Origin of the sequence: Pseudomonas guariconensis (genome assembly GCF_900102675.1) — a bacterium.
In the GTDB taxonomy this organism is placed as follows: Bacteria; Pseudomonadota; Gammaproteobacteria; order Pseudomonadales; family Pseudomonadaceae; genus Aquipseudomonas; species Aquipseudomonas guariconensis.
Window position 1 is genome coordinate 101,211 of sequence record NZ_FMYX01000005.1, and the last position, 21,455, is coordinate 122,665.

The 21,455-nt window shown below is 61.1% G+C and carries 25 protein-coding genes and 1 tRNA gene; 11 read left to right on the top strand and 15 right to left on the bottom strand.

Going from position 1 to position 21,455, the window contains the following annotated elements; genetic code table 11:
• Positions 1-57: 57 nt before the first annotated feature.
• The gene (locus BLS27_RS10195; RefSeq protein WP_043212266.1) at positions 58-729 is read right to left on the bottom strand and encodes a Bax inhibitor-1/YccA family protein; all 672 of its coding nucleotides are present in this window, start codon (positions 727-729) and stop codon (positions 58-60) included.
• 139 nt (positions 730-868) lie between these two features.
• Between BLS27_RS10195 and BLS27_RS10200 the strand changes: the two genes are divergently transcribed.
• Positions 869-956 (top strand) — tRNA-Ser (locus tag BLS27_RS10200).
• A gap of 501 nt (positions 957-1,457) precedes the next feature.
• The gene (locus BLS27_RS10205; protein WP_090344517.1) at positions 1,458-1,841 is read left to right on the top strand and encodes a hypothetical protein; all 384 of its coding nucleotides are present in this window, start codon (positions 1,458-1,460) and stop codon (positions 1,839-1,841) included.
• A gap of 61 nt (positions 1,842-1,902) precedes the next feature.
• On the opposite strand, the gene BLS27_RS10210 is transcribed toward BLS27_RS10205, so the two are convergent.
• Positions 1,903-2,217, bottom strand: coding sequence for a phage holin, lambda family (locus BLS27_RS10210; protein ID WP_080642113.1), 315 nt, complete (start codon positions 2,215-2,217; stop codon positions 1,903-1,905).
• Between BLS27_RS10210 and BLS27_RS10215 the strand changes: the two genes are divergently transcribed.
• From BLS27_RS10215 to BLS27_RS10240, 6 genes are all read left to right on the top strand, one after another.
• The gene (locus BLS27_RS10215) at positions 2,216-2,398 is read left to right on the top strand and encodes a hypothetical protein (protein WP_080642114.1); all 183 of its coding nucleotides are present in this window, start codon (positions 2,216-2,218) and stop codon (positions 2,396-2,398) included. The genes BLS27_RS10210 and BLS27_RS10215 overlap by 2 nt on opposite strands.
• A gap of 89 nt (positions 2,399-2,487) precedes the next feature.
• Positions 2,488-3,261, top strand: coding sequence for an ABC transporter ATP-binding protein (locus tag BLS27_RS10220; protein WP_090344520.1), 774 nt, complete (start codon positions 2,488-2,490; stop codon positions 3,259-3,261).
• A 457-nt stretch (positions 3,262-3,718) separates the two neighbouring features.
• Positions 3,719-4,117: a hypothetical protein gene (locus tag BLS27_RS23900; protein WP_208599408.1), complete on the top strand. Its 399-nt coding sequence runs from the start codon at positions 3,719-3,721 to the stop codon at positions 4,115-4,117.
• Positions 4,118-4,324: 207 nt separating this feature from the next.
• A complete protein-coding gene (locus BLS27_RS10230; RefSeq protein WP_090344526.1) occupies positions 4,325-5,179 on the top strand; it encodes a DUF6502 family protein in 855 nt (284 codons plus the stop codon).
• Positions 5,176-6,756, top strand: a complete 1,581-nt coding sequence (locus BLS27_RS10235; protein WP_341845457.1) for a DUF5666 domain-containing protein — start codon at positions 5,176-5,178, stop codon at positions 6,754-6,756. The genes BLS27_RS10230 and BLS27_RS10235 overlap by 4 nt, the downstream gene beginning before the upstream one ends.
• Before the next feature lie 91 nt (positions 6,757-6,847).
• Positions 6,848-7,600, top strand: coding sequence for a hypothetical protein (locus BLS27_RS10240; protein ID WP_090344529.1), 753 nt, complete (start codon positions 6,848-6,850; stop codon positions 7,598-7,600).
• Positions 7,601-7,674: 74 nt separating this feature from the next.
• Here BLS27_RS10240 and BLS27_RS23805 read toward each other — a convergent pair whose 3' ends face one another.
• A complete protein-coding gene (locus tag BLS27_RS23805; protein WP_167358086.1) occupies positions 7,675-7,851 on the bottom strand; it encodes a hypothetical protein in 177 nt (58 codons plus the stop codon).
• Positions 7,852-8,366: 515 nt separating this feature from the next.
• On the opposite strand from BLS27_RS23805, the gene BLS27_RS10245 reads away from it, so the two are divergent.
• A complete protein-coding gene (locus tag BLS27_RS10245; protein ID WP_090344531.1) occupies positions 8,367-8,858 on the top strand; it encodes a GNAT family N-acetyltransferase in 492 nt (163 codons plus the stop codon).
• A 546-nt stretch (positions 8,859-9,404) separates the two neighbouring features.
• Here the strand turns inward: BLS27_RS10245 and BLS27_RS10250 are convergent.
• Positions 9,405-10,310: a LysR family transcriptional regulator gene (locus BLS27_RS10250; protein ID WP_090344534.1), complete on the bottom strand. Its 906-nt coding sequence runs from the start codon at positions 10,308-10,310 to the stop codon at positions 9,405-9,407.
• Between the two features lie 99 nt (positions 10,311-10,409).
• Here BLS27_RS10250 and BLS27_RS10255 point away from each other — a divergent pair, with 99 nt between their 5' ends.
• Positions 10,410-11,171 carry a sulfite exporter TauE/SafE family protein gene (locus BLS27_RS10255; RefSeq protein ID WP_090344535.1) on the top strand — a complete coding sequence of 254 codons (762 nt, stop codon included), beginning with the start codon at positions 10,410-10,412 and terminating at the stop codon, positions 11,169-11,171.
• Between the two features lies 1 nt (position 11,172).
• On the opposite strand, the gene BLS27_RS10260 is transcribed toward BLS27_RS10255, so the two are convergent.
• The 5 genes from BLS27_RS10260 to BLS27_RS10280 form a co-directional block, all read right to left on the bottom strand.
• Positions 11,173-12,582 carry a GGDEF domain-containing protein gene (locus BLS27_RS10260; protein WP_043211689.1) on the bottom strand — a complete coding sequence of 470 codons (1,410 nt, stop codon included), beginning with the start codon at positions 12,580-12,582 and terminating at the stop codon, positions 11,173-11,175.
• Positions 12,583-12,743: 161 nt separating this feature from the next.
• Positions 12,744-14,573, bottom strand: coding sequence for an SLC13 family permease (locus BLS27_RS10265; protein WP_090344538.1), 1,830 nt, complete (start codon positions 14,571-14,573; stop codon positions 12,744-12,746).
• Positions 14,574-14,714: 141 nt separating this feature from the next.
• On the bottom strand, positions 14,715-15,107 hold the full coding sequence (locus tag BLS27_RS10270) for a glycine zipper domain-containing protein (protein WP_043211693.1): 393 nt from the start codon (positions 15,105-15,107) through the stop codon (positions 14,715-14,717).
• Positions 15,108-15,186: 79 nt separating this feature from the next.
• Entirely contained in the window at positions 15,187-15,405 is a 219-nt protein-coding gene (locus BLS27_RS10275) for a hypothetical protein (protein ID WP_232092072.1), read from the bottom strand.
• A 163-nt stretch (positions 15,406-15,568) separates the two neighbouring features.
• Positions 15,569-15,859 carry an RcnB family protein gene (locus BLS27_RS10280; protein ID WP_090344541.1) on the bottom strand — a complete coding sequence of 97 codons (291 nt, stop codon included), beginning with the start codon at positions 15,857-15,859 and terminating at the stop codon, positions 15,569-15,571.
• 116 nt (positions 15,860-15,975) lie between these two features.
• Between BLS27_RS10280 and BLS27_RS10285 the strand changes: the two genes are divergently transcribed.
• On the top strand, positions 15,976-16,326 hold the full coding sequence (locus tag BLS27_RS10285) for a hypothetical protein (protein WP_090344543.1): 351 nt from the start codon (positions 15,976-15,978) through the stop codon (positions 16,324-16,326).
• Here the strand turns inward: BLS27_RS10285 and BLS27_RS10290 are convergent, their stop codons facing one another.
• The 6 genes from BLS27_RS10290 to BLS27_RS10315 all read right to left on the bottom strand — a co-directional run bounded on the left by BLS27_RS10290 (position 16,327) and on the right by BLS27_RS10315 (position 21,382).
• Positions 16,327-17,025 carry a YoaK family protein gene (locus BLS27_RS10290; protein ID WP_090344546.1) on the bottom strand — a complete coding sequence of 233 codons (699 nt, stop codon included), beginning with the start codon at positions 17,023-17,025 and terminating at the stop codon, positions 16,327-16,329. It lies immediately after the preceding gene.
• Positions 17,026-17,040: 15 nt separating this feature from the next.
• Complete coding sequence (locus BLS27_RS10295; RefSeq protein WP_090344549.1) at positions 17,041-18,114, bottom strand: helix-turn-helix domain-containing protein; 1,074 nt, start codon at positions 18,112-18,114, stop codon at positions 17,041-17,043.
• 132 nt (positions 18,115-18,246) lie between these two features.
• Positions 18,247-19,014 carry an SDR family oxidoreductase gene (locus BLS27_RS10300; RefSeq protein WP_043211707.1) on the bottom strand — a complete coding sequence of 256 codons (768 nt, stop codon included), beginning with the start codon at positions 19,012-19,014 and terminating at the stop codon, positions 18,247-18,249.
• 18 nt (positions 19,015-19,032) lie between these two features.
• Positions 19,033-20,100, bottom strand: a complete 1,068-nt coding sequence (locus BLS27_RS10305; RefSeq protein ID WP_090344551.1) for a phosphotransferase family protein — start codon at positions 20,098-20,100, stop codon at positions 19,033-19,035.
• Between the two features lie 198 nt (positions 20,101-20,298).
• Positions 20,299-20,616, bottom strand: a complete 318-nt coding sequence (locus BLS27_RS10310) for an SCP2 sterol-binding domain-containing protein (RefSeq protein WP_043211712.1) — start codon at positions 20,614-20,616, stop codon at positions 20,299-20,301.
• 55 nt (positions 20,617-20,671) lie between these two features.
• Positions 20,672-21,382, bottom strand: a complete 711-nt coding sequence (locus BLS27_RS10315) for a histidine phosphatase family protein (RefSeq protein ID WP_090344552.1) — start codon at positions 21,380-21,382, stop codon at positions 20,672-20,674.
• Between the last annotated feature and the right edge of the window lie 73 nt (positions 21,383-21,455).

Sequence of the window (21,455 nt, forward strand, 5' to 3'; positions counted from 1 at the left end):
TCGAAAGTCACCCATAAAAAAACCCGCCGAAGCGGGCTTTTTCTAGTAGCAGGGCTATCAGTCGTCACGGCCCATGATGCCGAACAGCTGCAACAGGCTGACGAACAGGTTGTAGATCGATACATACAGGCTGATGGTCGCCATGATGTAGTTGCGCTCACCACCGTGGATGATCGCACTCGTCTGGAACAGGATGCAGACCGACGAGAACAGCACGAAGCCCGCGCTGATCGCCAGTTGCAGACCGCTGATCTGGAAGAAGAAGCTGGCCACGACAGCGCCCAGCAGCACGAAGAAGCCAGCGGTGATGAAGCCGCTGAGGAAGCTCATGTCCTTACGGGTGACCAGCACGTAGGCCGACAGACCACCGAATACGAGGGCGGTCATCGCGAAGGCCGAGCTCACCACTTCGGCGCCGCCACTCATGCCCAGATAACGGTTGAGGATCGGGCCGAGGATGAAACCCATGAAGCCGGTGAGTGCGAAGGTGGAGACCAGACCCCAGACCGAATCACGCAGCTTGGCGGTGAGGAAGAACAGACCGTAGAAACCGATCAGTACCACGAACACGTTCGGGTAACCGACTCGCATCTGTTGGGCCACGAATGCCATGACGCCGCTGAAGGCGAGGGTGAGCGCCAGCAGACTGTATGTGTTGCGCAGGACGCGGCTGACTTCCTGCTGCTCGGCCTGCTGGCCGTGGTGGACGGCATAATCCTGTTCGCGCATGGCGACACTCCTGTGGTGTGAATCTGTGGTTTCGAAACGAATGGTTGCAATGAGGATACCAGAGCAGCTGCAAGCCGCGACACAGAGAGTTTGACAGCTTGTTTCATTACGGTATGATTGCGGCCGAAAAATTGATCCTGGAAGCGTGGCCGAGTGGTTTAAGGCAACGGTCTTGAAAACCGTCGATGGGCAACTATCCTAGAGTTCGAATCTCTACGCTTCCGCCACATTCAAAGCCCTGATTATTCAGGGCTTTTTGCATTTCTGGGGTAGGCAAATCATTGCTGAGCCCATGCCGCCACTCATCCCCTGCAGGCCCCGGACCAGGGTCGGCACCTCGAATCCTTGACCGACCCAGTATGACGCTCGGCCACGATGGCCTAGCGCTCGTGTGCAGTCGTGAAGATCAGACTGTTTTCGAAATTTTCCGCAACGATGAGTCCTTGGTTCGAGGTCATGCTGTTCGAGCGTGATGCGCCGCTTGAGTTGGTGGATTATGCCCGCTAATTGCTTGGGTAGATCGTGCCGTATATTCAAGAACGAGTGCCATTCGTTGTATAGAACGAGGTGATTTCGTTTCTATAGCGAATTGAAATAGATGAGCTTTTTTACGCGCCAAACACCAACGGAGGGTGTAGGCTCGAAAATCGAACCGCAGTAATTATTTCAAAAAAGGGGCAGTGTGGGTCCGAACCTATCCATTTCAGTGGGGTGGCCGGAGATTTCACATGAACAGTTCCATAACGCCTAGAACGCTGGCGCATGGCGCGCTGCTGTCGGTCCTTGCGGGTTTCTTCGCTGTTGGCTGTACACACGATCCTGATATCCGCATGGGGCACGACAATTCCTCGGGCTACACGGGGAAAAACCCATCGGCTTACTTAAGTTGTGTGAAGAGTGAGCTCCCGGCAAGCGCGAAGACGTATACGCAAGAGCATCAGGACGTGCTCGCGCTATATGTCGACAGTACCGACCCGAACCAGGCAACTGGCCTTGTCGAAGTCAAGGGTTCAGGGCAGGAGCATCAATATCTGGCATACCAGCGAGATGCCTGGTACGACCAAGGCCGTTTGCTCGATGCGGCGCTGATGTGTTCTAGAGCCAGTCTCTGAATATCCTCCCCCTCATCAAGCCCAGCCTGAGCTGGGCTTTTTGTATCGCCGTTGCGCAGCGTCAGGGCAACGGCTTTTTCTGAACGAAGAACTTGATGACTGCGGCACGTATGCCTTCGACGCCGAGCAGTCCGATCACGCCGCCAAAGAAGGGTGCGGTTTCGCTTGGCACGCCGATCAGCGAAAGGCCATGACTTGCAGCGAGTGCGAGGGCGCCGCACAAGGGGGCTTCGATCAGCATTCGTCGCAGCGAGCCGCCCCCATAAATTACGCGTAACGCTGCGATGATTAAGGCCAAGAGGCCTGCGTACAGCCCTGGCCAGTTATCTTGAAGCCAGCGTTCGAGCCAGGCCCAGGCCTCAGGTCGATCAATCATGATTGCACACTTCCTCATGGCCATTCGGTTGTGGCTGGTCTGGGCAATCAAGACCGGCAATGTTTTTCGTGAAGCTACAGGCAGGGCGGGGCATGGAGGTGTCCTTTTAACGGCGCGATATCGCCTTGATGTCGGCATGGTCTGCAGCGGCTCGAAAATCGACAATCCGCAGATGTTCTAGGACTGGCGCTTCATGGCGCGCTTCATGTCTTTCCGTTTGTGTACATCGACGGCACACTCTGCGTTCGTTTGCCCTCAGATGAGCCAACCATGATCGATATTCACAATGTGACCGCCTTCCAGCAGCAGACCCGCGTGCTCGATGGGTTTTCCCTGCACATCGGCGAAGGCGAGAAAGTCGCCATTCTGGGCCCCAACGGTGCCGGCAAGAGCACGTTGCTCAAGCTGATCACCCGAGAGCTCTACCCGGTGGAGCGCGAAGGCAGCCACTTGCGCCTGTTCGGGAGCGAGACGGTCAATCTGTGGGCGCTGCGAAGCCGCATCGGCTTCATCTCTCAAGACCTGCAGGATGATTACACACCCTATACCCAGGCCCTGGATGTGGTGGTTTCCGGTTTCTTTGGTGCCATTGGCGCCCATGGCCATCTGCAGCCGAGCGATGAGCAGCGCGAGCGGGCGCGTCAGTTGCTATCAGTCGTCGAGATGGCCGAATACGAGCAGACCATGTTCCAGCGGCTGTCCACCGGCCAGCGACGCAGGCTTCTGTTGGCACGGGCGTTGGTCCATCAGCCGCGAGCGCTGATTCTCGACGAGCCGGCCAATGGCTTGGACATGGGCGCCAGCCTGGGCATGCTCAACCTGTTGCGGCGCTTCTGCGGTGAAGACCATGCGATGATCATTACCACTCACCATATCGACGAAATCATTCCCGAGATCGAGCGTGTGGTGTTGCTCGAGAAGGGACGCATCATCGCCGATGGTCCCAAGGCCGAAGTGCTGACCAGCGAACGCTTGTCCGCCCTCTACCAGACGCAGCTGCGCATCACCGAACAGGATGGCTGGTACCGCTGCTGGCATGCGTGAGCTCCACTGGCCTGTCTTACCCGCGCCCTTTGTAGCCACCTCTGGCATTTTCCCGAAGGGCGGGGCTTCCCCTGACCGATCTCTGCACCCAATAACCGGATAACCGGTCATTGACTCTCCAGTGTGGAAAACTAATCTCATGACGTGGGAAAAATTCCCACAAAATAAAAACGCTGACTGGCATAGAAGGGAACGTGCACGAGTTACTGCACCTTCATCACCAAGGAGCGGCCGCTGGTTGGCTGGTTGCCCGCAAGGCAGCTGGAGTTCATTGGTTGTTGCGTTCGATTTGAGTACGGAAATGCAACTCTGAAGCGGAGATTCGTCATGCTGCTCAAAAAATGCTTGTTGGCGCTGGCCATCGGTGGCGTCCTTTCGGCATCGCTGGCATTGGTGCCTGACTCGATTAGTGATTTCTCCAGCGCATACGCCAAGGATGGCGGCGGAGGTGGCGGTCATGGTGGCGGCGGTGGTGGCCACGGCGGTGGTGGTGGTGGTGGTGGCGGTGGCCATGGCGGAGGTGGTGGCGGTCATGGCGGCGGTGGCCATGGCGGAGGTGGTGGCGGTCATGGCGGCGGTGGCCACGGTGGCGGCGGAGGCGGTCATGGTGGCGGCAGCGGTGGGGGCCATGGTGGTAGTGGTGGTGGCCACGGTGGCTCAGGTCACGGGGGCGATGGAGGCCATAGCGGTAACAGTGGCCATGGCAATTCGGGGCGTGGCAGCGATGACGGTGGTACCCATGGTGTCGGCCACGGTGCCGATGATGGTGCCAACCACGATGCTGGCGGGCCTCATGGTGTCGGCCATGGCGCAGATGATGGTCCTAACCACGACGTGGGCGACGATCACGGTGTAGGCCGCGGCGCCGATGATGGCCCCGATCATGATGTTGGTGATGATCGTGGCGGTGCCTGACCGCTGAACCTCGGAAGCCGAAACCCGGAGCGATCCGGGTTTCGCATCGACGAGGCGGGTCCTGAACGGTTGTGATGTGCAGGGCAAGGTGCTCGAATGTACCGCCCATGAACACCGTGCGCTCCCCCTTGGTTAAGGAAGCTTTGCAATGCATCTGCCCACTCTACCGCCCTCCCTGTTACCGGCATTGCGCTCTGTGATGCGGCCATTGGTGCGGTTGATGCTGAGAAAGGGAGTGACCTTCAGTAGCTTCGTCAACCTGCTCAAGGAGGTCTTCGTAGAGGTTGCTGAGCGCGAGTTCCGTCTCGATGGAAAACCGCCCAGCGACAGTCGGATCAGTCTGCTGACAGGGGTTCACCGCAAGGACGTCCGGCGCTTGCGGTCCCAGGTCCTGGAGGACGAGGCCAGCCTGCCGGAAGCAGTATCTTTTGGCGCGCATCTGGTGAGTATCTGGCTGAACCACGAGCCATTCTGTGAACAACCCGGCGAACCTCGGGCATTGCCGCGTTTGGCCAGTGTGGGCGGCGAACGGTCATTCGATGCCTTGGTCGCGTCGCTGAGCACGGATATCCGCGCCCGTGTCGTGCTGGATGAGTGGCTCCGCCTAGGGGTCGTGAGCGTCGATGAAGACGATCAGGTCCATTTGCAGACCCGAGCATTCATCCCTCAGCGCGGCTTCGAGGAAAAGATCGCCTATTTTCGGCACAACTTGCATGACCATGCCTGCGCCGCTGTACATAACCTGACCGATGCAGGCGAGCCGTTCTTCGAGCGCAGCGTGCACTACGACAGCTTGTCCCAGGCGGGTGTCCAGCAGCTCAGAGACGCCGTGCGTACCGATGGCATGCAGCTCCTGCTCACGCTCAACCAGCTGGCCGCCGAGCTCGAGGAGCGCGAACAGCCGCCGGCTGAGGTCCGTCAGCGCATCACCGTCGGCCTTTATTTCTACGCCGAACCCAGCCCGCCCGAGGCCGCGTCCGCGACCAAGGCCAGTAAGCCATGAACATGACGTCGCACCTGCTGAGCTCGCTCGCAGCGCTGTGCTGCGCGCTTACCCTGTCGGCGCCGCTGAGTGCCGCGCCTGCCTGCCTCGAGCCGGGTGGCAGCGGCGGTACAGGCATGATGGCGCCGGGCGGCGTCGGTGGGACAGGCGCGCCTGACAATGGAGGCGTCGGTGGGACCGGTGCGCGTCCGGGCGGTGGCGGCATCGGGGGTACCGGTGCGTCGCAGGACGAAGGTGGTGTGGGCGGCACGGGCATCGTCGGCACCATCACAGGATTCGGTTCGATCTGCGTCAATGGCGTGGAGGTTCATTTCGACAACAAAGTGGCGCTCAGCGAGAACGGCCAGCCTGCCAGCAGTCAACGATTGGCGATCGGCCAGGTGGTGGCCGTCGAGGCCCAGCCGTCCCGTCGGGGTCTGGAAGCGCGCAGCATCGCCATACTCAATGCCTATGAAGGGCCGGTGACTGGGCTTGCATCCGGCGATACGCCGATGCGCGTCATGGGCCAACCGGTGCGGGTGGCGGCAGGTGCCCGGGTAGCGCCGGGCCTGCGCATTGGCGAGCCGGTGCGTGTCAGCGGCATGCGCAATGCGCAGGGCGAGGTGGTGGCCAGCCGCGTAGATCGAGCGCCGGGTCTGGTCCAGGTCAGTGCCATCGGTGATATCGGCAAACCGGGCGACTTGCATGGCCTGGCCTTGAATAAGGTGTTGCCACCCACGGGTGAGGTACTGGTGCGCGGCGCCTGGAACGGTCAACAACTGAATGTGGCGCAAACCCTCCGGGATCCAAGCTTCCCCTTCGCTGGACGAGTGCGTAACGCCTTGGTCGAAGGGCTGGTACGTGGACAGCAGGGTAATCGCATCGAAGTCGGTGGTTTCACAGCCAATATCGACCGCGCCACCGAGGGACGGGTCGAGACGCTTGCCATCGGTCAACGCGTCCGCGTCAGCGGTGTGTTCGACACTGGGCGCATCATTCACGCGCAGCGAGTGGAGGTGGTGCATGAACATCACGGCGACAGTCACTGGCATGGCGTGCAGCCCCGTCAGTCTCAGGGGGGCGAGTCCGATGGGCCTCGGGAAGTCGAATCGGGAACGTCTACAGCCGTCGAATCCGCAAAGCAAGCTGGCCGTGGCTCCAGCCATGAACAGGGGCACACCCGCGAGCGCATCGAGAGTGGCGCAGCCCGAGAAAAGGTGGAGCGCACAGACGTATCTGAGTCGGGGGGCGTAGAGCGTCGAGAACGCATCGAAACGCGCGAATCCGGTGATCGGGTGGAAACGCGCGAGCGCATTGAGGTCTTCGAAAATGGCGTGCGTGTTGAGCGGATCGAACGGATTGAGAAGATCGAGCGTTCGGACCGGCCAGACAAGCCTGACCGCATCGAGAAGATCGAGCGCATCGAGAAAGTCGAGCGTCCTGAGAGGGTAGAGCGGCCGGACAAAGTCGAACGCCCTGAGAAGGTCGAGCGTCCGGAAAAAGTCGAGCGGCCCGAGAAGGTCGAGCGACCTGAGCGCCCTGAAAAAGTGGAACGGCCTGAGAAGCTCGAGCGCTCTGAACATTCTGGTTCTCATTAGGCTCGGTTTCCCTGCGCCCGGCTATGCTTCAAAGCATCCAGACCAGGCTGTACCGCACCTGATGTAATGTCCTGATCGCAACGAGGTAGGCATGATTTCGATGCGTGGGTTGTTTCCCTGCCTGATGGCCCTGGCCTGGCCAGCCCTGGCTGATGAAGTGACCTTGTCTACGGGGATGGATTACTCGCGGGGGGACTACGGCACGGCGGCCACCAGCGAGACCTGGTATGTCCCGGTCATTGGCAAGTACGAAACCGGTCCGATGATCTACAAGTTGACCATTCCCTATCTACGCATCACCAATCCTGCGGTAGGGCCGGGTGGTGAACCGCTGGCGGGTGACGACTGTGGCCGCGTCGAGAGCGGGCTCGGCGATACGGTGGCCAGTGCCGATTACGCACTGCTCGATGGCCGCGACGGCGGTAATCTGCTTGTGGATCTGGTTGGAAAGATAAAGCTGCCTACCGCCGATGAAGACCATTGCCTGGGCACCGGCAAGACCGATTATTCAGCCCAGGTGGATCTGGTTCGGGCATTCGGTGCGGTGAATGGCTTCGCCACATTGGGTTGGAAGAAGTTCGGCGATCCGGCCGACTCGGATTTCCATGATCCGGTTTTCACTTCCATCGGCCTGCTCAGCCGGATCGCAACAGCCACATCGATAGGGGCGGTGTACGACTGGCGACAGAAAGTGTCATCAGACGGCGATGAGATCCAGGAACTCACCCTGTTTCTGACCCAAAAACTCAGCGAGGGTTGGAAGGTCCAGCTGTATGCGCTGAAAGGCTTTTCCGACGCGAGCCCTGATTCAGGCGGCGGGCTGCTGCTCAACCATTCGTTTTGACCCCGCACCGGTGCGATTGCCTCAGAGCTGCCTGCCGCCTGGCCCGCGAAACCAGGCGGTTTTGGCATCAGGTGTTACTGCAGGGTAGGGGTGTCCGGTATCTCGCGCAGTGTCGCCTCTATGCCGGCGATGGTTCTGGCGAGCTTGTCGGCTTCCTGGTCGCGGCCTTGGGATTTGAGCAGGTCACGCTGTTGACGCAGGTTGAGAAGCGTCTTCTGCAGGGCCAGGGCGGAGGTTCGATAGGGGTCCATGTCGCTCTCGTGCATTCCATGCTGGGGTAGGAGGCCGCGACCGTATCAGCTCGTTCAAACAGGTGAAACTGATGTTTCATACAGCAGCGGCCAAGCTCGTAGTCTGGAAGCTACTAGCACATAGGAACCCTCCTACAGGAAAGGTGGTAGGAGTGTTTCAGGTGATGTACCGCCTACGGCCTAGCACTCAATGTTCATGGGGGTTGCACGGGCTCCAGTCCGCTCAGTGTCGCGCTCAGGCGCGCATGGCCAGTGTCGATCCACTGAAAAGTTATGTTGCAAATGGGGCTCGAAATCACGCGCCGCGCACGGCCTGTCGCTCCAGAGATCGCGTGGCCACGGCTGCCGTCGATCCCGGTTCTGAGCGCTGGACGCAGAGCAGGTGAAAGCCTGCCGCGCTGGGTAGCTGCTTCATTGGGCAGAACTTACGGGTGAATGCTGGCATTCCTCATTCGGTGTGCGCACAGACTTGCGCTAGCATGTCGTTCCGTTTTTGTATTTCGGATATTGCCCCCATGAGTACCCCGCATTTGCGCCAGGCCACGTCCAAGGATGTGGATCGTTGCTATCAGATCGAGATCAGCGCCTACGAAGGTGACGAGGCCGCCACCCGCGAGAAGATCGCCACGCGCATCGCTCAGTACCCGGAAGGGTTCCTGGTGCTGGAACTCGAGGGGGTGGTGATCGGGTTCATCAACAGTGGTTGTGCCTTTGACGTGGTGATGTCCGACGAGTCCTTCAAGGAATTGGTCGGCCATGACGCCCAGGCGCCGAACGTAGTGATCATGTCGGTAGTGGTCGATTCTGCCTTTCAGGGGCGAGGGTTCGCTGGCCTGCTCATGAGCCATTTCGTCGATCAGATGCGTCAGCGCGGCAAGGCCACCATCCACTTGATGTGCAAGGACCGCCACGTGGGGCTGTACGAAAAAATGGGCTACCGCTATGTGCAGCCTTCGGCCTCCGACCATGGCGGGATGGCTTGGCACGAGATGGTCATGGCTTTGTGACGTTTGCTCTGCGACTGGGTCTGCGGCCCCATCTGATATGCTTTTTTTCCATGAACCTGAATCTGTAACCGTATCAGCCTGCATCAGACAATACCCATCAAGCCCAGCCTTCCGAACCGGCGTGCGCTGGGCAAGCTGCGCTGCTCTGCAACAGCACCGGCCAGCCTCGCCGTTTCGCCATTACCTATAGAGGTTCCGATGGGCAAGCTCGCACTTTTCCTGGGTGGATTCCTGTTGCTGACAATCCTGGTCGGCCTGTTAGGCACCATTCCGCCAAGCTGATACGTTCGTGCCGGCCCGCCGCCTCAATAGGCGGGCTTGTTCTCTTGGGCATGGCCCGCTTCCAGACGCTGCAGGGCGATGCCCTGCGGCGTTGTCGTGCGTACGATAAGTCATTCTCGGCGTTGAGAAATCTGTCCACAAAAAACGTGGGTAGGTCTGTGGATAAATCGCTGCAACCCAAGCCGGCGGCGGGCTCTGTTAAATTGAACAGAATTTGAGCAGCGCTGTCGGTAAGGGGCTATGCGCATGCGTACGCTCACTGACCTAGTGCTGAGGATAGGCGCGGCGCACCCATTGCAATAGCTCGCGCACCCGCACGGGCAGTTCCCCTGCGGGATACAGCGCATGCATCTGCGGATCCTGGCCGCTGCTCGAAGTCAGGCGGTAGTCGGTGCAGACGCGAACCAGGCGCCCGGCATGCACCATTGGCTCGGCCACCCAATCAGCCAGGCGGGCGATTCCCGCACCGGCTAACGCGCTTTGCAGGATCGCCCCCCCAGCACTCAGACGCAGCCGCGGATGTGGGCGCAGGCTGCTGATCTGCCCATCGCGATAGAAGTGCCAGGCCTTGAGCACGCGCGGCGCGGTATGCAGGATCAGGGCGTGCCCATGCAATGCCTCAGGATGTTCGGGCATGCCGTGGCGGGCCAGGTAATCGGGGCTGGCGTACAGGTAGCGCCGATAGGACCAAAGGGGATAACCGATCAGCTCGCTGGACTGCGGAAAGGCGCCCCGGATGACGAAGTCGAACTTGCCCTGCAGCGGATCGAGGGCCTGGTCGCTGAACTGCACGTCCAGGGTGACCTGCGGATATTGCTGGGAGAATGAAGCGAGCACCGCGGGCAATAGCTGTTGGCCGAGCAGCTCGGGCGCGGCGAAGCGAATCCAGCCTTGGGATGAGCCGCTCAGCGCCGCCAGCTCGTCGACGGCATCCCGTTGCACATCCAGCAAGCGCTCGGCATGGGGTAGCAGGCGTTCACCGGCCTCGGTGAGGGTCACGGTACTGGCGCTACGATTGAGCAGCTTGGCCCCGGCATTGTCTTCCAGCGCCTGCACGGCGCGGGTGACGGCGCTTGGCGAGCGCCCCAGGGCACGGGCGGCGGCAACGAAGCTGCGCTTGTGGGCGACGGTGACGAAGGCCTGGATTTCTCGCAACATGTCCAATGCCATGGACGCTCCTGATTGCAGTTTTCGCAACGTCGCATTTCAACATAAGCGCCACCATTTGGTTAGCCTTGGGGCTCTGCTTTTCGTTCCGGAACCTGCCCCATGATGGATATCGCGCTGCTTTCGTTGTTCGCCTTCGCCGCCGGGCTGATCGATGCCGCTGTTGGCGGTGGCGGGTTGATCCAGATTCCGGCGCTGTTCAACGTACTGCCGAACGCGCAACCGGCCGCGCTGCTGGGCAGCAACAAACTGGCCTCGGTCTGTGGCACCTCGTTCGCGGCTCGTTCGTTCCTGCGCAAGGTGCATCTGGACTGGGGCCTGATCGTGCCAGCCGCTGCCAGTGCCTTCGTCATGTCGTTCGCCGGCGCCGCCACGGTTTCGCTGGTGCCACCCAGCGTGATGCGCCCGGCGGTGCTGGTGCTGATCGTGCTGATGGCCATCTACACCTTCTGCAAGAAGGACTTCGGCACCCTGCACAAACCCGCCCGGATCGGTCGCAAGGAGCAGTGCCTGGCGGTGCTGATCGGTGGCGCGATCGGCTTCTACGATGGTCTGTTCGGGCCGGGCACCGGAAGCTTTCTGATCTTCCTGTTCATTCGCTTCTTCGCCTTGGATTTTCTCCATGCCTCGGCGTCAGCCAAGCTTGTGAACATCGCCACCAACCTGGCCGCACTGGTGTTTTTCATCCCATCTGGAAATGTACTTTGGGCCATCGCATTGCCGATGGCGGCCTTCAACATTCTGGGGGCGCTGACGGGCACTTGGCTTGCGGTGCGCAAGGGGGCGGGGTTCGTTCGCGGACTGTTCCTGGTGCTGTTGTGCGTGCTGATTGCCAAGTTGTCCTGGGACTTGCTGGCGGTTTGAGTCAGACGACCTGGCGCTGCGCCTCGGCCTGTACGATGCGATTGCGGCCCGCAGCCTTGGCACGGTAGAGCGCCTGGTCAGCCTGTGCCAGCAAGCTGTCGAGGTTGGGCGCCAACTGCTGGGCGCGGCAACCCGCCAGGCCGATGCTGACGGTGATCTGCAGGCGGCGGTCGAGCACCACCACGCGCAAGTCCTGCACGGCGCGACGCAGACGCTCGGCAGTGAATGTGGCCTGCTCCGGCGCAAGCCCTGCAACGATGATCACGAACTCTTCGCCCCCGAGGCGGGCGAACAGCTCGCCTTCGTGCAATTGGTCCTGAATGGTATGGGAGAACTGACGCAGCACCTGGTCGCCTACGGCATGGCCGTATTGGTCGTTGATGTTCTTGAAGTGATCGATATCTAGCATCATCAAGGTCAGGGGCATCGCTTGGGCATGCTGCTGACGGCTCTCGAGCAGGGCGTTGGCACGACGGGTGAAGGCGCTGCGGGTCAGGGCGCCGGTGAGATGGTCGATGGTGGCTTGGTGCGCCAGGCGTGCCAGCAGACTGCGGTTGGCATTGCTGACGCAGGCCACCACCAGCGGACCGAGCACGAGCATGGCGATGCCCAGGCGCGCCGACATCAGTGTGTTCACCCCAGGCATGCTCTGCGGGAGACTGAAATGCATGAGGCTCAGCGCCACGGCGACGATCAGCGTAGTGCCGGTGGTGAAGGTCAGCAGCGACACCATGAATGACGAGTATGTCCAGGCGCACCACAACAAGGCGGCGATGGGGAAGGCGATGGCGCCTGGCCCGCCGAAAGCGATGCTCAGTGCCAGGGAGCCTAGCAGGATCAGCAGCGGCATCAGACGAATCGCCTGGCCACCGCCTCGAGTCAAGGAGCGTAGGTTCGGTGCGGTGAGTAGCATCGGCAACACCAGCACATTGGTCGAGAACTGTTCGCTGAACCAGGCCAGCCAAGTGGCCTTGAGCGATTCCTGGAACCAAGGAGCGGCCACTACACACGCCATGCTCGCCGCGACGACGGCTCCGGCGGCGCTGGCGCCGAATACACGCAGCACGCCTTCCGGCGTGCGCATGCGGCGATGCACCCGCGGCAAATGCGACAACACCCGCCAGAGGGTGATGATCACCCCCAGATTGCATAGGTTGAACCACAACGCAGGCTTCCAGGCGCTGCCGGTGGCGAGGTCGGCGGTGACCATGGCCAGCCAGACCAGGCCGAACCCTGCGAAGGTGGCCTGCCGTGGATAGCGCAGCAGCACGCCGGCAAGCACCGCATTGACGGGCCAGAACAGCGACAGGGATTCGATCGGTCGGGCCAGGATACCGCCCAGCGTCAGGGCGAGGGACAAGCCGAACAAGGCAAGAAGAGGAAGCAGGCGCGACGGGGCTGGGAACACCATGGGCTCGACCGGCTAGCGGAGACGGAATCCAGGAAAACGCCTGTAAGCACCTGGGGTAATGAGGCGTCAGTGTGTTTCCTGAATGGAGGGATGTCAATTAGCTGGTGTCTGGGCGGCTTTCTATGTGGTAGCGGCCATTTTCGTCGACTTATTGACGCCGGCTACAGACCAAAAAACCACGGCACCATGAAAACAGTCACCAGCATCACCACCATCGTGAACGGCACCCCAACCTTGACGAAGTCGCCGAAGCGGTATTGGCCTGGCCCCAAGACCAGTGTGTTGACCGGCGAGGACACTGGCGTCATGAACGCCGCCGAGGCCGCCAGGGCGACGGTCATGGCGAACGGGTAGGGCGACATGCCTAGCTGCTGTGCGGTGCTGATAGCAACCGGTGCCATCAGCACCGCCGTGGCGGTATTGGAAATGAACAAACCGATCAGCGCGGTGACGGCGAACAGGCAGCCGAGGATAGCGTAAGGCCCCGCATCACCGAGCAGGCTGACCAGGCCGCTCACCGCCAGGTCGATGCCACCCGTTTTCTGCAGGGCCAGGGCGAAGGGCAGCATGCCCACGATCAGCACCAGGCTTTGCCAGTGGATGGCGCGATAAGCGCTGTCCATGTCGATGCAGCGTCCGGCACCCATCAGCACGCAACCGATCAGCGCGGCAACGACGTTGGGCACCATGCCGCTGACCATCAAGCCGACCATCACCATCAGGCTGATCAGTGCAAAGGGGGCTCGGGTCCGGGCCGGAGCCACTTGATCGATTTCCGCAGGCAGGCTCAAGACCAGAAAGTCCTTGGGCTGGCTTTGCAGCTGGCGTATGGCCTTCCAAGGACCGACCACCAGCAGGGTGTCGCCCAGGCGCAGTTTCTCTTCCACCAGTTGCTCATCAATGGCGGTCTGCTCACGGCGCAGGCCGACGACATTCAGCCCAAAGCGGCTACGGAAGGCCAGCTCCAGGATGCTCTTGCCGAGCAATTGCGACCCGGGCGGCAGGGAAACTTCGGCCATGCCCAGGTCCTGGGACTGGTCGATGAAATAGGCAGCCTTGAAGTGCAAGGGCTCAAGTTGCATGGTCTGGCACAGGCTGCGCAAGTCATCGCGATTGGCGAACAGGTCGAGTAGCAGCACGTCACCTTGGTGCAGCACCGTGCTCGAATCGGCGACCATCACCCGGGTGGTGAACTTGTGCTGGCGCTCGATGCCGATCACGTTGGCGCCGTGGCGGGTGCGCAGCTCCAGCTCGCCCAAGGTGTGCCCGATCAGCGGAGAGTGAGCGCGGATGCGCAGACGGCGCTCGCGGCCGTTGAGTTTGTAGTCGAGCACCAGGTCAAGGAGGGTGCGGCGGGTTTCCACCCGGCCATCCTTGCGCACCTCGCCATTGAGCCAGCGGCGGGCGAACAGCATGTAGCCGATGCCGAGCACCAGCACCACCAAGCCGAACGGGGTGAAACTGAAGAAACTGAAACCCGCGCTGCCATGACGCACCAGTTCGCTGTGCACGACCACGTTGGGCGGTGTGGCCACCAGGCTGAGCATGCCACTGATCAGGCCGGCGAAGCTCAGCGGCATCATCAGCCGACTGGGCGACAGGCTAAGGCGCGCAGCGATGCTCAGCACCACGGGGATGAAGATCGCCACCACTCCCGTCGAACTCATGACCGAGCCCAGGCCGGCCACTGCAATCATCAGCAATACCAGCAGGCGTGCCTCGCTGTTGCCGGCCCGTTCGCTCATCCATTCACCGATGCGGTAGGCGATGCCTGTGCGTACCAGGCCTTCGCCGATCACGAACAGCGCTGCGATCAGCACCACGTTGGGGTCGCTGAAGCCTGCCAGCGCCTGCTCGATGGTGAGGATTCCCGAAAGCGGCAGGGCCAGGATCACTAGCAGGGCGATCACATCCATGCGCGGGCGGTTGATGACGAAAAGTGTGACGACGATGGCCAGCAGGCAGAGGACCCAGAGCAGCTCATGGTTCATGGGGAGGGGGTGTTCCTTCACTCAAGGGGCACGGTAGAGAGTAGCGCCGAGTGTGGCACCGTGCAGTGAAGGTGGTGTTGATATGTTGCAATGTTTGTTGACAAGAAGGGGCTGCAAGCAGCCCCTCAGGTGTAGCGGCAATCAGTGGCGGTGACGACGGTGATGCCTGTGGCCGCCGTCGTTGTCACCCATGTGATTGCCCAACGCGCCACCTGCTGCGCCACCCAGGCCCGCGCCAATGGTCGAACCGGTGGAACCGCCGACCGCGCGGCCCAGGATCGAGCCGCCCGCCGAACCCAGGCCACCGCCAATAGCGGCTTCGGTACGATTGCCCTTGCGTGCGCCAACCGCACTGCCGGCAGCGCCGCCCAGGCCTGCGCCGATGGCGGCACCGGTACCGCCGCCGATCTGTTGGCCAACAATGTTACCAAGGGCGCCACCCAGGCCGCCGCCGATGGCAGCGGTGCCGTCGCCGGCAAATGCGCCCTGGCAGAGCAGCAGGCCGAGGGCAAGGGAAGGCAGAGTCAGACGCATGATGTGAACCTCAAACGAATCATCAGGGTAAGGTGCCGCGGCACGGGCGGCGGGTCAGGGGAAAAAAGGCGTTGCAGTATCAGTCGTCGTCATCGTCGTCGCGGTCGCGATAACGGTGGTAGCGATCACGGCGGTCGCGGTCTCGATAGCGATAGCCGTCATCATCACGGTCACGGTAGTAGCGATGGTCCCGGTCACGATCCCGCCAGCCATCATCATCGTCGTGGTAGTGGTGGTAGCAGCCACTGAGGGTGAGCACGGTGGCAATCAACGCAAAACTCGCAATGCGCTTCATCACGATATAGGTCCTTGATCCGCAAAGATTTACGGGGTACCTCCTGAGACCGGAAGCGCTCGATTTGGTTTCTTGGGCGCGCAAAAATCTGCCGCTCCAGCGATGAGTGGCATGTCGGACGTATATTGATCCGGCCGCGCTTGGCGGCCGGCCTGTCCGCGCCTTGCTAGTTCGAGGCGGGCTCGATGGCGAGAATCACCCCATTGGTGGTCTGCACCAGTACGTAGTGGTCAGCCAGGCGTACCCAGTGACTTTCCTTTTCCGGAGGCTGCAGGCCCTTGGCCTGCCAATCGTGGATAACCAAGTCGTCGCGCTTGTACTGATCCGGGGCTTTATCGCCCACTTTAAGTTCGCGTTGGCTGTGCGGGGCGGTGACGCTCTGTTCTTTCGTGTCCGCTGCTGAGGCGGCCAGGGGGAGGGCGACAGTGAAAGCTAGGACATAGAGCAATGGCTTCATGGGGGCTCCTTGAAAACAGGACATGCCCTATCTGCGACCCTCGCCTGCGCGGGATAATTCATTTGTCGTCACTGCAATGCTAGAGTCGCGTTCTTTTTTGTCTCGAGGATGGAAAAATGCGAGCACTCGTGCCGATGGTCGCCGCTCTGGTGTTGGTCGGTTGCGCCTCAGCCACCATGGAAGCTGCACGTGGCAACGCGCCGACCGCGCAACTCGACTCGCACAAGGCGCCGGAGATCGTCGCCCAATGCATTCAGTTCAGCTGGCAGGAAGAAGCGGCGTTCGGGGTCGATGCCAGCGGTTATCTGGAGCCACGCAAGCAAGGTGGTTTCACGGTCTATACCCGCGAAGCCGAGTCGTTCGCCGATATCTATCCGCAATCTGGCGGCACTCGTGTGGATTACTACGCGCAGAACAACGACACCATGGCCCTGCGCCGCCGCGCCGCGGCAGCGACCTGCCTATGATCAACGGGGCATGTAGCGAAGCTGCCAGCGCCTAGGGATTTTCAGCGAAGCCAGGCCCAGCAAGGCTGCCAGCAGGGCGCTGGCGAGCAGGGCTAAGCGGTCGAATTGCTGTTCGAGCAGGACGCCCGCGATGGCGCCCAGGAGCATGCCACACCAGGGGATCAACTGCACCCGCCAACCCAGCTTGCGCTGGCCGAGCAGGGTGCGGCCCAGCCCACGCCCGAAGCGCGACAGGGCACCGGTGACATAGGTCAGGCCGATGGGCAGGCCGTTCACTTCCTCCACCACCGCATTGATCATGCCCATGGCCATGACTGCCGCCAGCAAGGCGGGCAGTTGAAGTAGCTCGGGCATCAGGCCGGCCAGGGCCAGCAAAGTGGCGATCAGGCTCAGCAAAGGCCAGGGACGACGGCCTGTCATTGCTGCAACGACCACGCCCAAGGCGTTGCCCAGAACGAACGCACCGATCACCAGCACCAGGCGCAGCACAGGGCCCAGCTCGGCGCTGCCCAGCGACACCGCCAGGCGTGTGGTGTTGCCACTCATGAACGAAACGAAATCGCCTGTGGCCATGAATCCGATCGCATCGGTCATGCCGGCCAGCACGGACAAGCCGGCGACGAAATAAAGGCCCACCGCGCCGCGGCGCTGCACGTTTCGATGGCAGTGACCATTAGCCGATTGGCTTTCTGGTAGCATCGTCGTTTCTCCGGTTCAGTTCAGGCGGGCTTGCAACCCGGCGATATGGGCTTGCAGGCGTTCGTGCTCGTCGCGTTCGGCTGTGATGTCTTCGAACACACTGATCAGATGCTCTGGTCGGCCGTCGGCGTGTCGCTGCAGCGAAGTGCGTGCGCGCACCCAGAGGTAGTGGCCTTCCTTGTGGCGCACGCGCTTTTCCACTTCGTAGCGGTTGATTTCGCCTGCCAGCATACGTTCGAGGAGCACCAGGTTGTCTGGCAGATCGTCGGGGTGCGTGAGCTGCTGGAAGGTCATGCCATACAGCTCCTGCTCGCTGTAGCCGAGCATTTCGCAGAAGGAGCTGTTGACCCGCTGCCAGCTGCCATCAGGGCCGATGTAGGCCAAGGCGCCCCAGGCCAGCTCGAAAATGGTGCGAAAGCGCTCCTCGCTCTGGCGCAGTTCCGCCTCGGCGACTTTGCGCTCGGTGTCGTCCATGCTGATGCCGACCATCTTCACCGAGCGCCCGGCGCTGTCCTGCAGCACGGTGGCGCGCGACGCGATCCAGCGTTGGCTGCCATCCGGGCGGGTAATGCGAAAATCGCACTCGCATGGAGTGCCGGTAGCCACCGCGCGGGTGTACATGGCATGCATCTGCTGGGCGTCTTCGGGCGCCACATGGGCCCAGAAGTCCTCGTTGCGCCGCACAGGCCAGCCATACACGGCCTCGACGTTGGGTGAATAGGTCACCTCATCGCTGACCAGGTTCCACTCCCAGGTGACAATTCGCGCGCCTTCCTGGGCCAGCTTCATACGCGTCTCGCTTTCCATGATTTCGGCGGTGTAGCGTCGGCGTAGATCGGTCATCGGCAGCTCCAGCACCTCGGCGTGCTGCACGCTTTGCAGCGCTTCTTCGCCATAGCGCAGCCAGATCCAATTGACGTTGAGGAAGTCCGCCAGCTTACGCAGGTTGTCGTAGTCGATCTCGCCGCCCCGGGTCCACTTGTGCACGGCTGTGCGAGAGATGCCCAACGCAGTGCCTACAGCCTGTAGCGTCAGTTTGTGGTGTTCGAGCAGTTCCTTGAGGCGAAAGGCGAAGCTGTTTTCCGTCATGTTCAGGGTCCTGGCAGAAGCGCGAGCTGCGAGTATACCTGAGCTGTCAACTTGAAGTTGACGAGGTGCAAGCGTGCGTTCGAGCTGAAGGGCGCCTGCCGCTGAGGTACAGGGCAGGCGCTCAAGCTCTGGTCAGGAAAGAAAACCGCCGTCCACGTTGAGTGCAGTGCCGGTGGTGTAACTGGAGGCGTCGCTGGCCAGGTACAGCACCGCGCCGGCCATTTCGCCGGGATCGGCCACGCGCTTGAGGGGGATTTGCTGCAAGGCGGCATTGCGGATGGCGTCGTTCTTGACCAATGCCGAGGCGAACTTGGTATCGGTCAAGCCTGGCAGCAATGCGTTGCAACGAATGCCGAACTGCGCACACTCCTTGGCGAACACCTTGGTCATGTTGATGACTGCGGCCTTGGTCACCGAATAGATGCCTTGGAACAATCCGGGCGATACGCCATTGATCGAGGCGACGTTGATGATGCTGCCGCCGCCGTGTTCACGCATCAGCTTGCCGGCCTCCACCGACATGAAGAAGTATCCGCGAATATTCACATCCACGGTTTTCTGGAAGGCGCCGAGGTCGGTGTCCAGCACATTGCAAAACTGCGGATTGGTGGCCGCATTGTTGACCAGGATGTCCAGGCGTCCGAACTGTTCACGGATACTGGCGAACACCTGCTGGATCTGCTCCATTTCACCGATGTGGCAAGCCATGGCAGTGGCCTTGCCGCCAGCGGCGGTGATGGCGTCGGCGACCGCTTGGCAGCCCTCGAGCCTGCGGCTCGAGACGATCACATGGGCGCCTTGCTGGGCTAGCAGATGGGCGATGGCCTCACCGATGCCGCGGCTGGCGCCGGAGACGAAGGCGATTTTGCCGTCGAGGTCGAACAGCGTGGTCTTGGACATGCCGGATTTTCCTTGTTATCAGAGTGAGGACTTATCGATCACTTGCAGGGCCATGTGTTCCAGCAGCCGGTTCATGTGGATGAACTGGGCAAAGCGTTTGTCCTGGGTCTGGCCATGGTGGAAGCGGTAGTAGATCTGCTGGACGATTCCGGCCAGACGGAACAGGCCGTAGCAATAGTAGTAATCGAAATTGTCCAGGTGGATACCGGCGCGTTCTGCGTAGTAATCGACGAACTGGCGACGGGTCAGCATCCCAGGGGCATTGCTCGGCTGACGCCGCATCAGTTGCACCGGTGGTGGGTCGTTGGCCTCGATCCAGTAGGCCAGGCTGTTGCCCAAGTCCATCAACGGATCGCCCAGGGTGGTCATCTCCCAGTCCAGTACACCAATGATGCGCATGGGGTTCTCGGCATCGAGGATGACGTTGTCGAAGCGGTAGTCGTTATGCACGATGCCTGGGCGTGGATGATCGGCGGGCATCTTGTCGTGCAGCCAGGCGATCACCTGTTTCCATAGCGGGGCATCCGGGGTCAGGGCTTTTTCGTAGCGGCTGGTCCAGCCTTCGATCTGACGCTGTACATACCCTTCTGGCTTGCCCAGGTCGGCCAGGCCGCATGCGGTGTAGTCGACCTGGTGCAATTCCACCAGGCGATCGATGAAACTTTTGCACAGCGCCTCTGTGCGGTTGGCATCCAGGCCCAGCGAAGGCGGAATGTCCGAACGCAGGATGACGCCCTTGACCCGCTCCATGACGTAGAACTCAGCGCCTATCAGCGACTCGTCTGTGCAGTGCACATAAGCTTTGGGGCAGTACGGGAAGCCATCGTTGAGCTGATTGAGGATGCGGAACTCCCGCCCCATGTCATGGGCGGACTTGGCCTTGTGGCCGAACGGCGGACGACGCAGGACAAGCTCTCGATCCGGGTAGGCGAGCAAATAGGTGAGATTCGACGCGCCGCCAGGGAACTGGCTGATCGAGGGCTTACCCTGCAAGCCTGCGATATGAGCTTTCAGATAGGGATCGATGACGGCCGCGTCGAGCTCTTCGCCGGGGCGTACCTGGGTGGATTGATCGGTGAGCGTCATGCGTTTTCCTTATTTTCCAGCGCAATAACTATTGGCTAATCTAATTTCGCTACGTCACTGGCACAAGCGTACCAAGGGGCTTATAGGCAAGGGTGTTGCCGCTCAATCACTCATCTTGATGGGCCTTGCATGGCCGCCGGCAAAAAAAAAACCGAAGCCAGTTGGCCTCGGTTTTTCATCGGCAATCGCTCAAGCCACTCAGGCGGGGAACAGCTCGCTGAGTTTCATCGACAGCATCATGTCGCCTTCGACGCGCAGCTTGCCGCTCATGAAGGCCTGCATGCCATCGGTGTCACCGCTGACGATGCCTTTGAGGGTTTCACTGTCCATGACCAGGGTGCAGTTGGCGTCCGGGTTTTCGCCTTCCTGCAGGTTGCAGGTACCGTCCTTGACGATGAGTGCATAGTGCTTGTCTTCGTCGGTGATGTTGAAACCGAACACCAGGTCCAGGCCGGCGGCAGCGGATGGGTTGAACTTCTCTTGCATCTTCTTGACGGCATCAGCTACGGAGGTCATGGCGCATTCCTTATAGAGTGATATTCACGTCCCCGGCGGGGACAACAGGCCGGGCTCATCGATAGGTGACAAGCTCCGGCGTCCTCAACAGCTGCACGTGGGCTTGGCTGTTGAAGGAAGCCAGTGTCACGTCGTTGCCCCGAAATTTCAGTTGGCTGAGCGACGTGTTGATGATCTGCCAGTTGAGCGCGAAGGCTTGGCCGGGCGTGATCCGAGTAACCAGGTGGAGCAAAGCGGCGATGGTTCCGCCGGACGTAAAGATGGCAATGTTGTCGCCTCGGCTTGCGCTTTGGAGCACTCGAGCAAGGCCGCCCTGGACTCGGGCAGTGAACGCCTGCCACGTCTCCAGGCCATCGCTTTGGTGTTCGCCATCGTGCCAGCGTTGCACCATCAGCGCGAACAGGCGCTGGAACTCGCTGCGATGGGTCGTGCCGTTGCGCAGGATATGCAGCGCGTCGGGCTCTTGCGGCAGCAGGTCGGGAAGCAATGCACGGATAACGCCATCGGCATCGAACTCGTTGAACGCCGCGTCGGTCTCAATGGCCGGCGTCGAGCAGCCTTGGGCCTGCATGGCCTCAAGCGTAAGGCGCGCAGTGTCTTGCTGGCGGCGCAGGTCGCCGGCCAGGCACCGATCCAGACGCAGACCGAGCTGGGCAAGATGCTCTCCCAACGCGTGGCTCTGGCGTGCGCCGACGGGTGAGAGGACGTCGTAGTCATCGGCACCGAAGGAGGCTTGGCCATGTCGGATCAGGTAGATATTGCCCACGGAGAGGTCCGGTCCAAGGGAGTTGCTGCGAGGTTAGGATGCGACAGACAGGCTGTCAACGAAAAAACATACA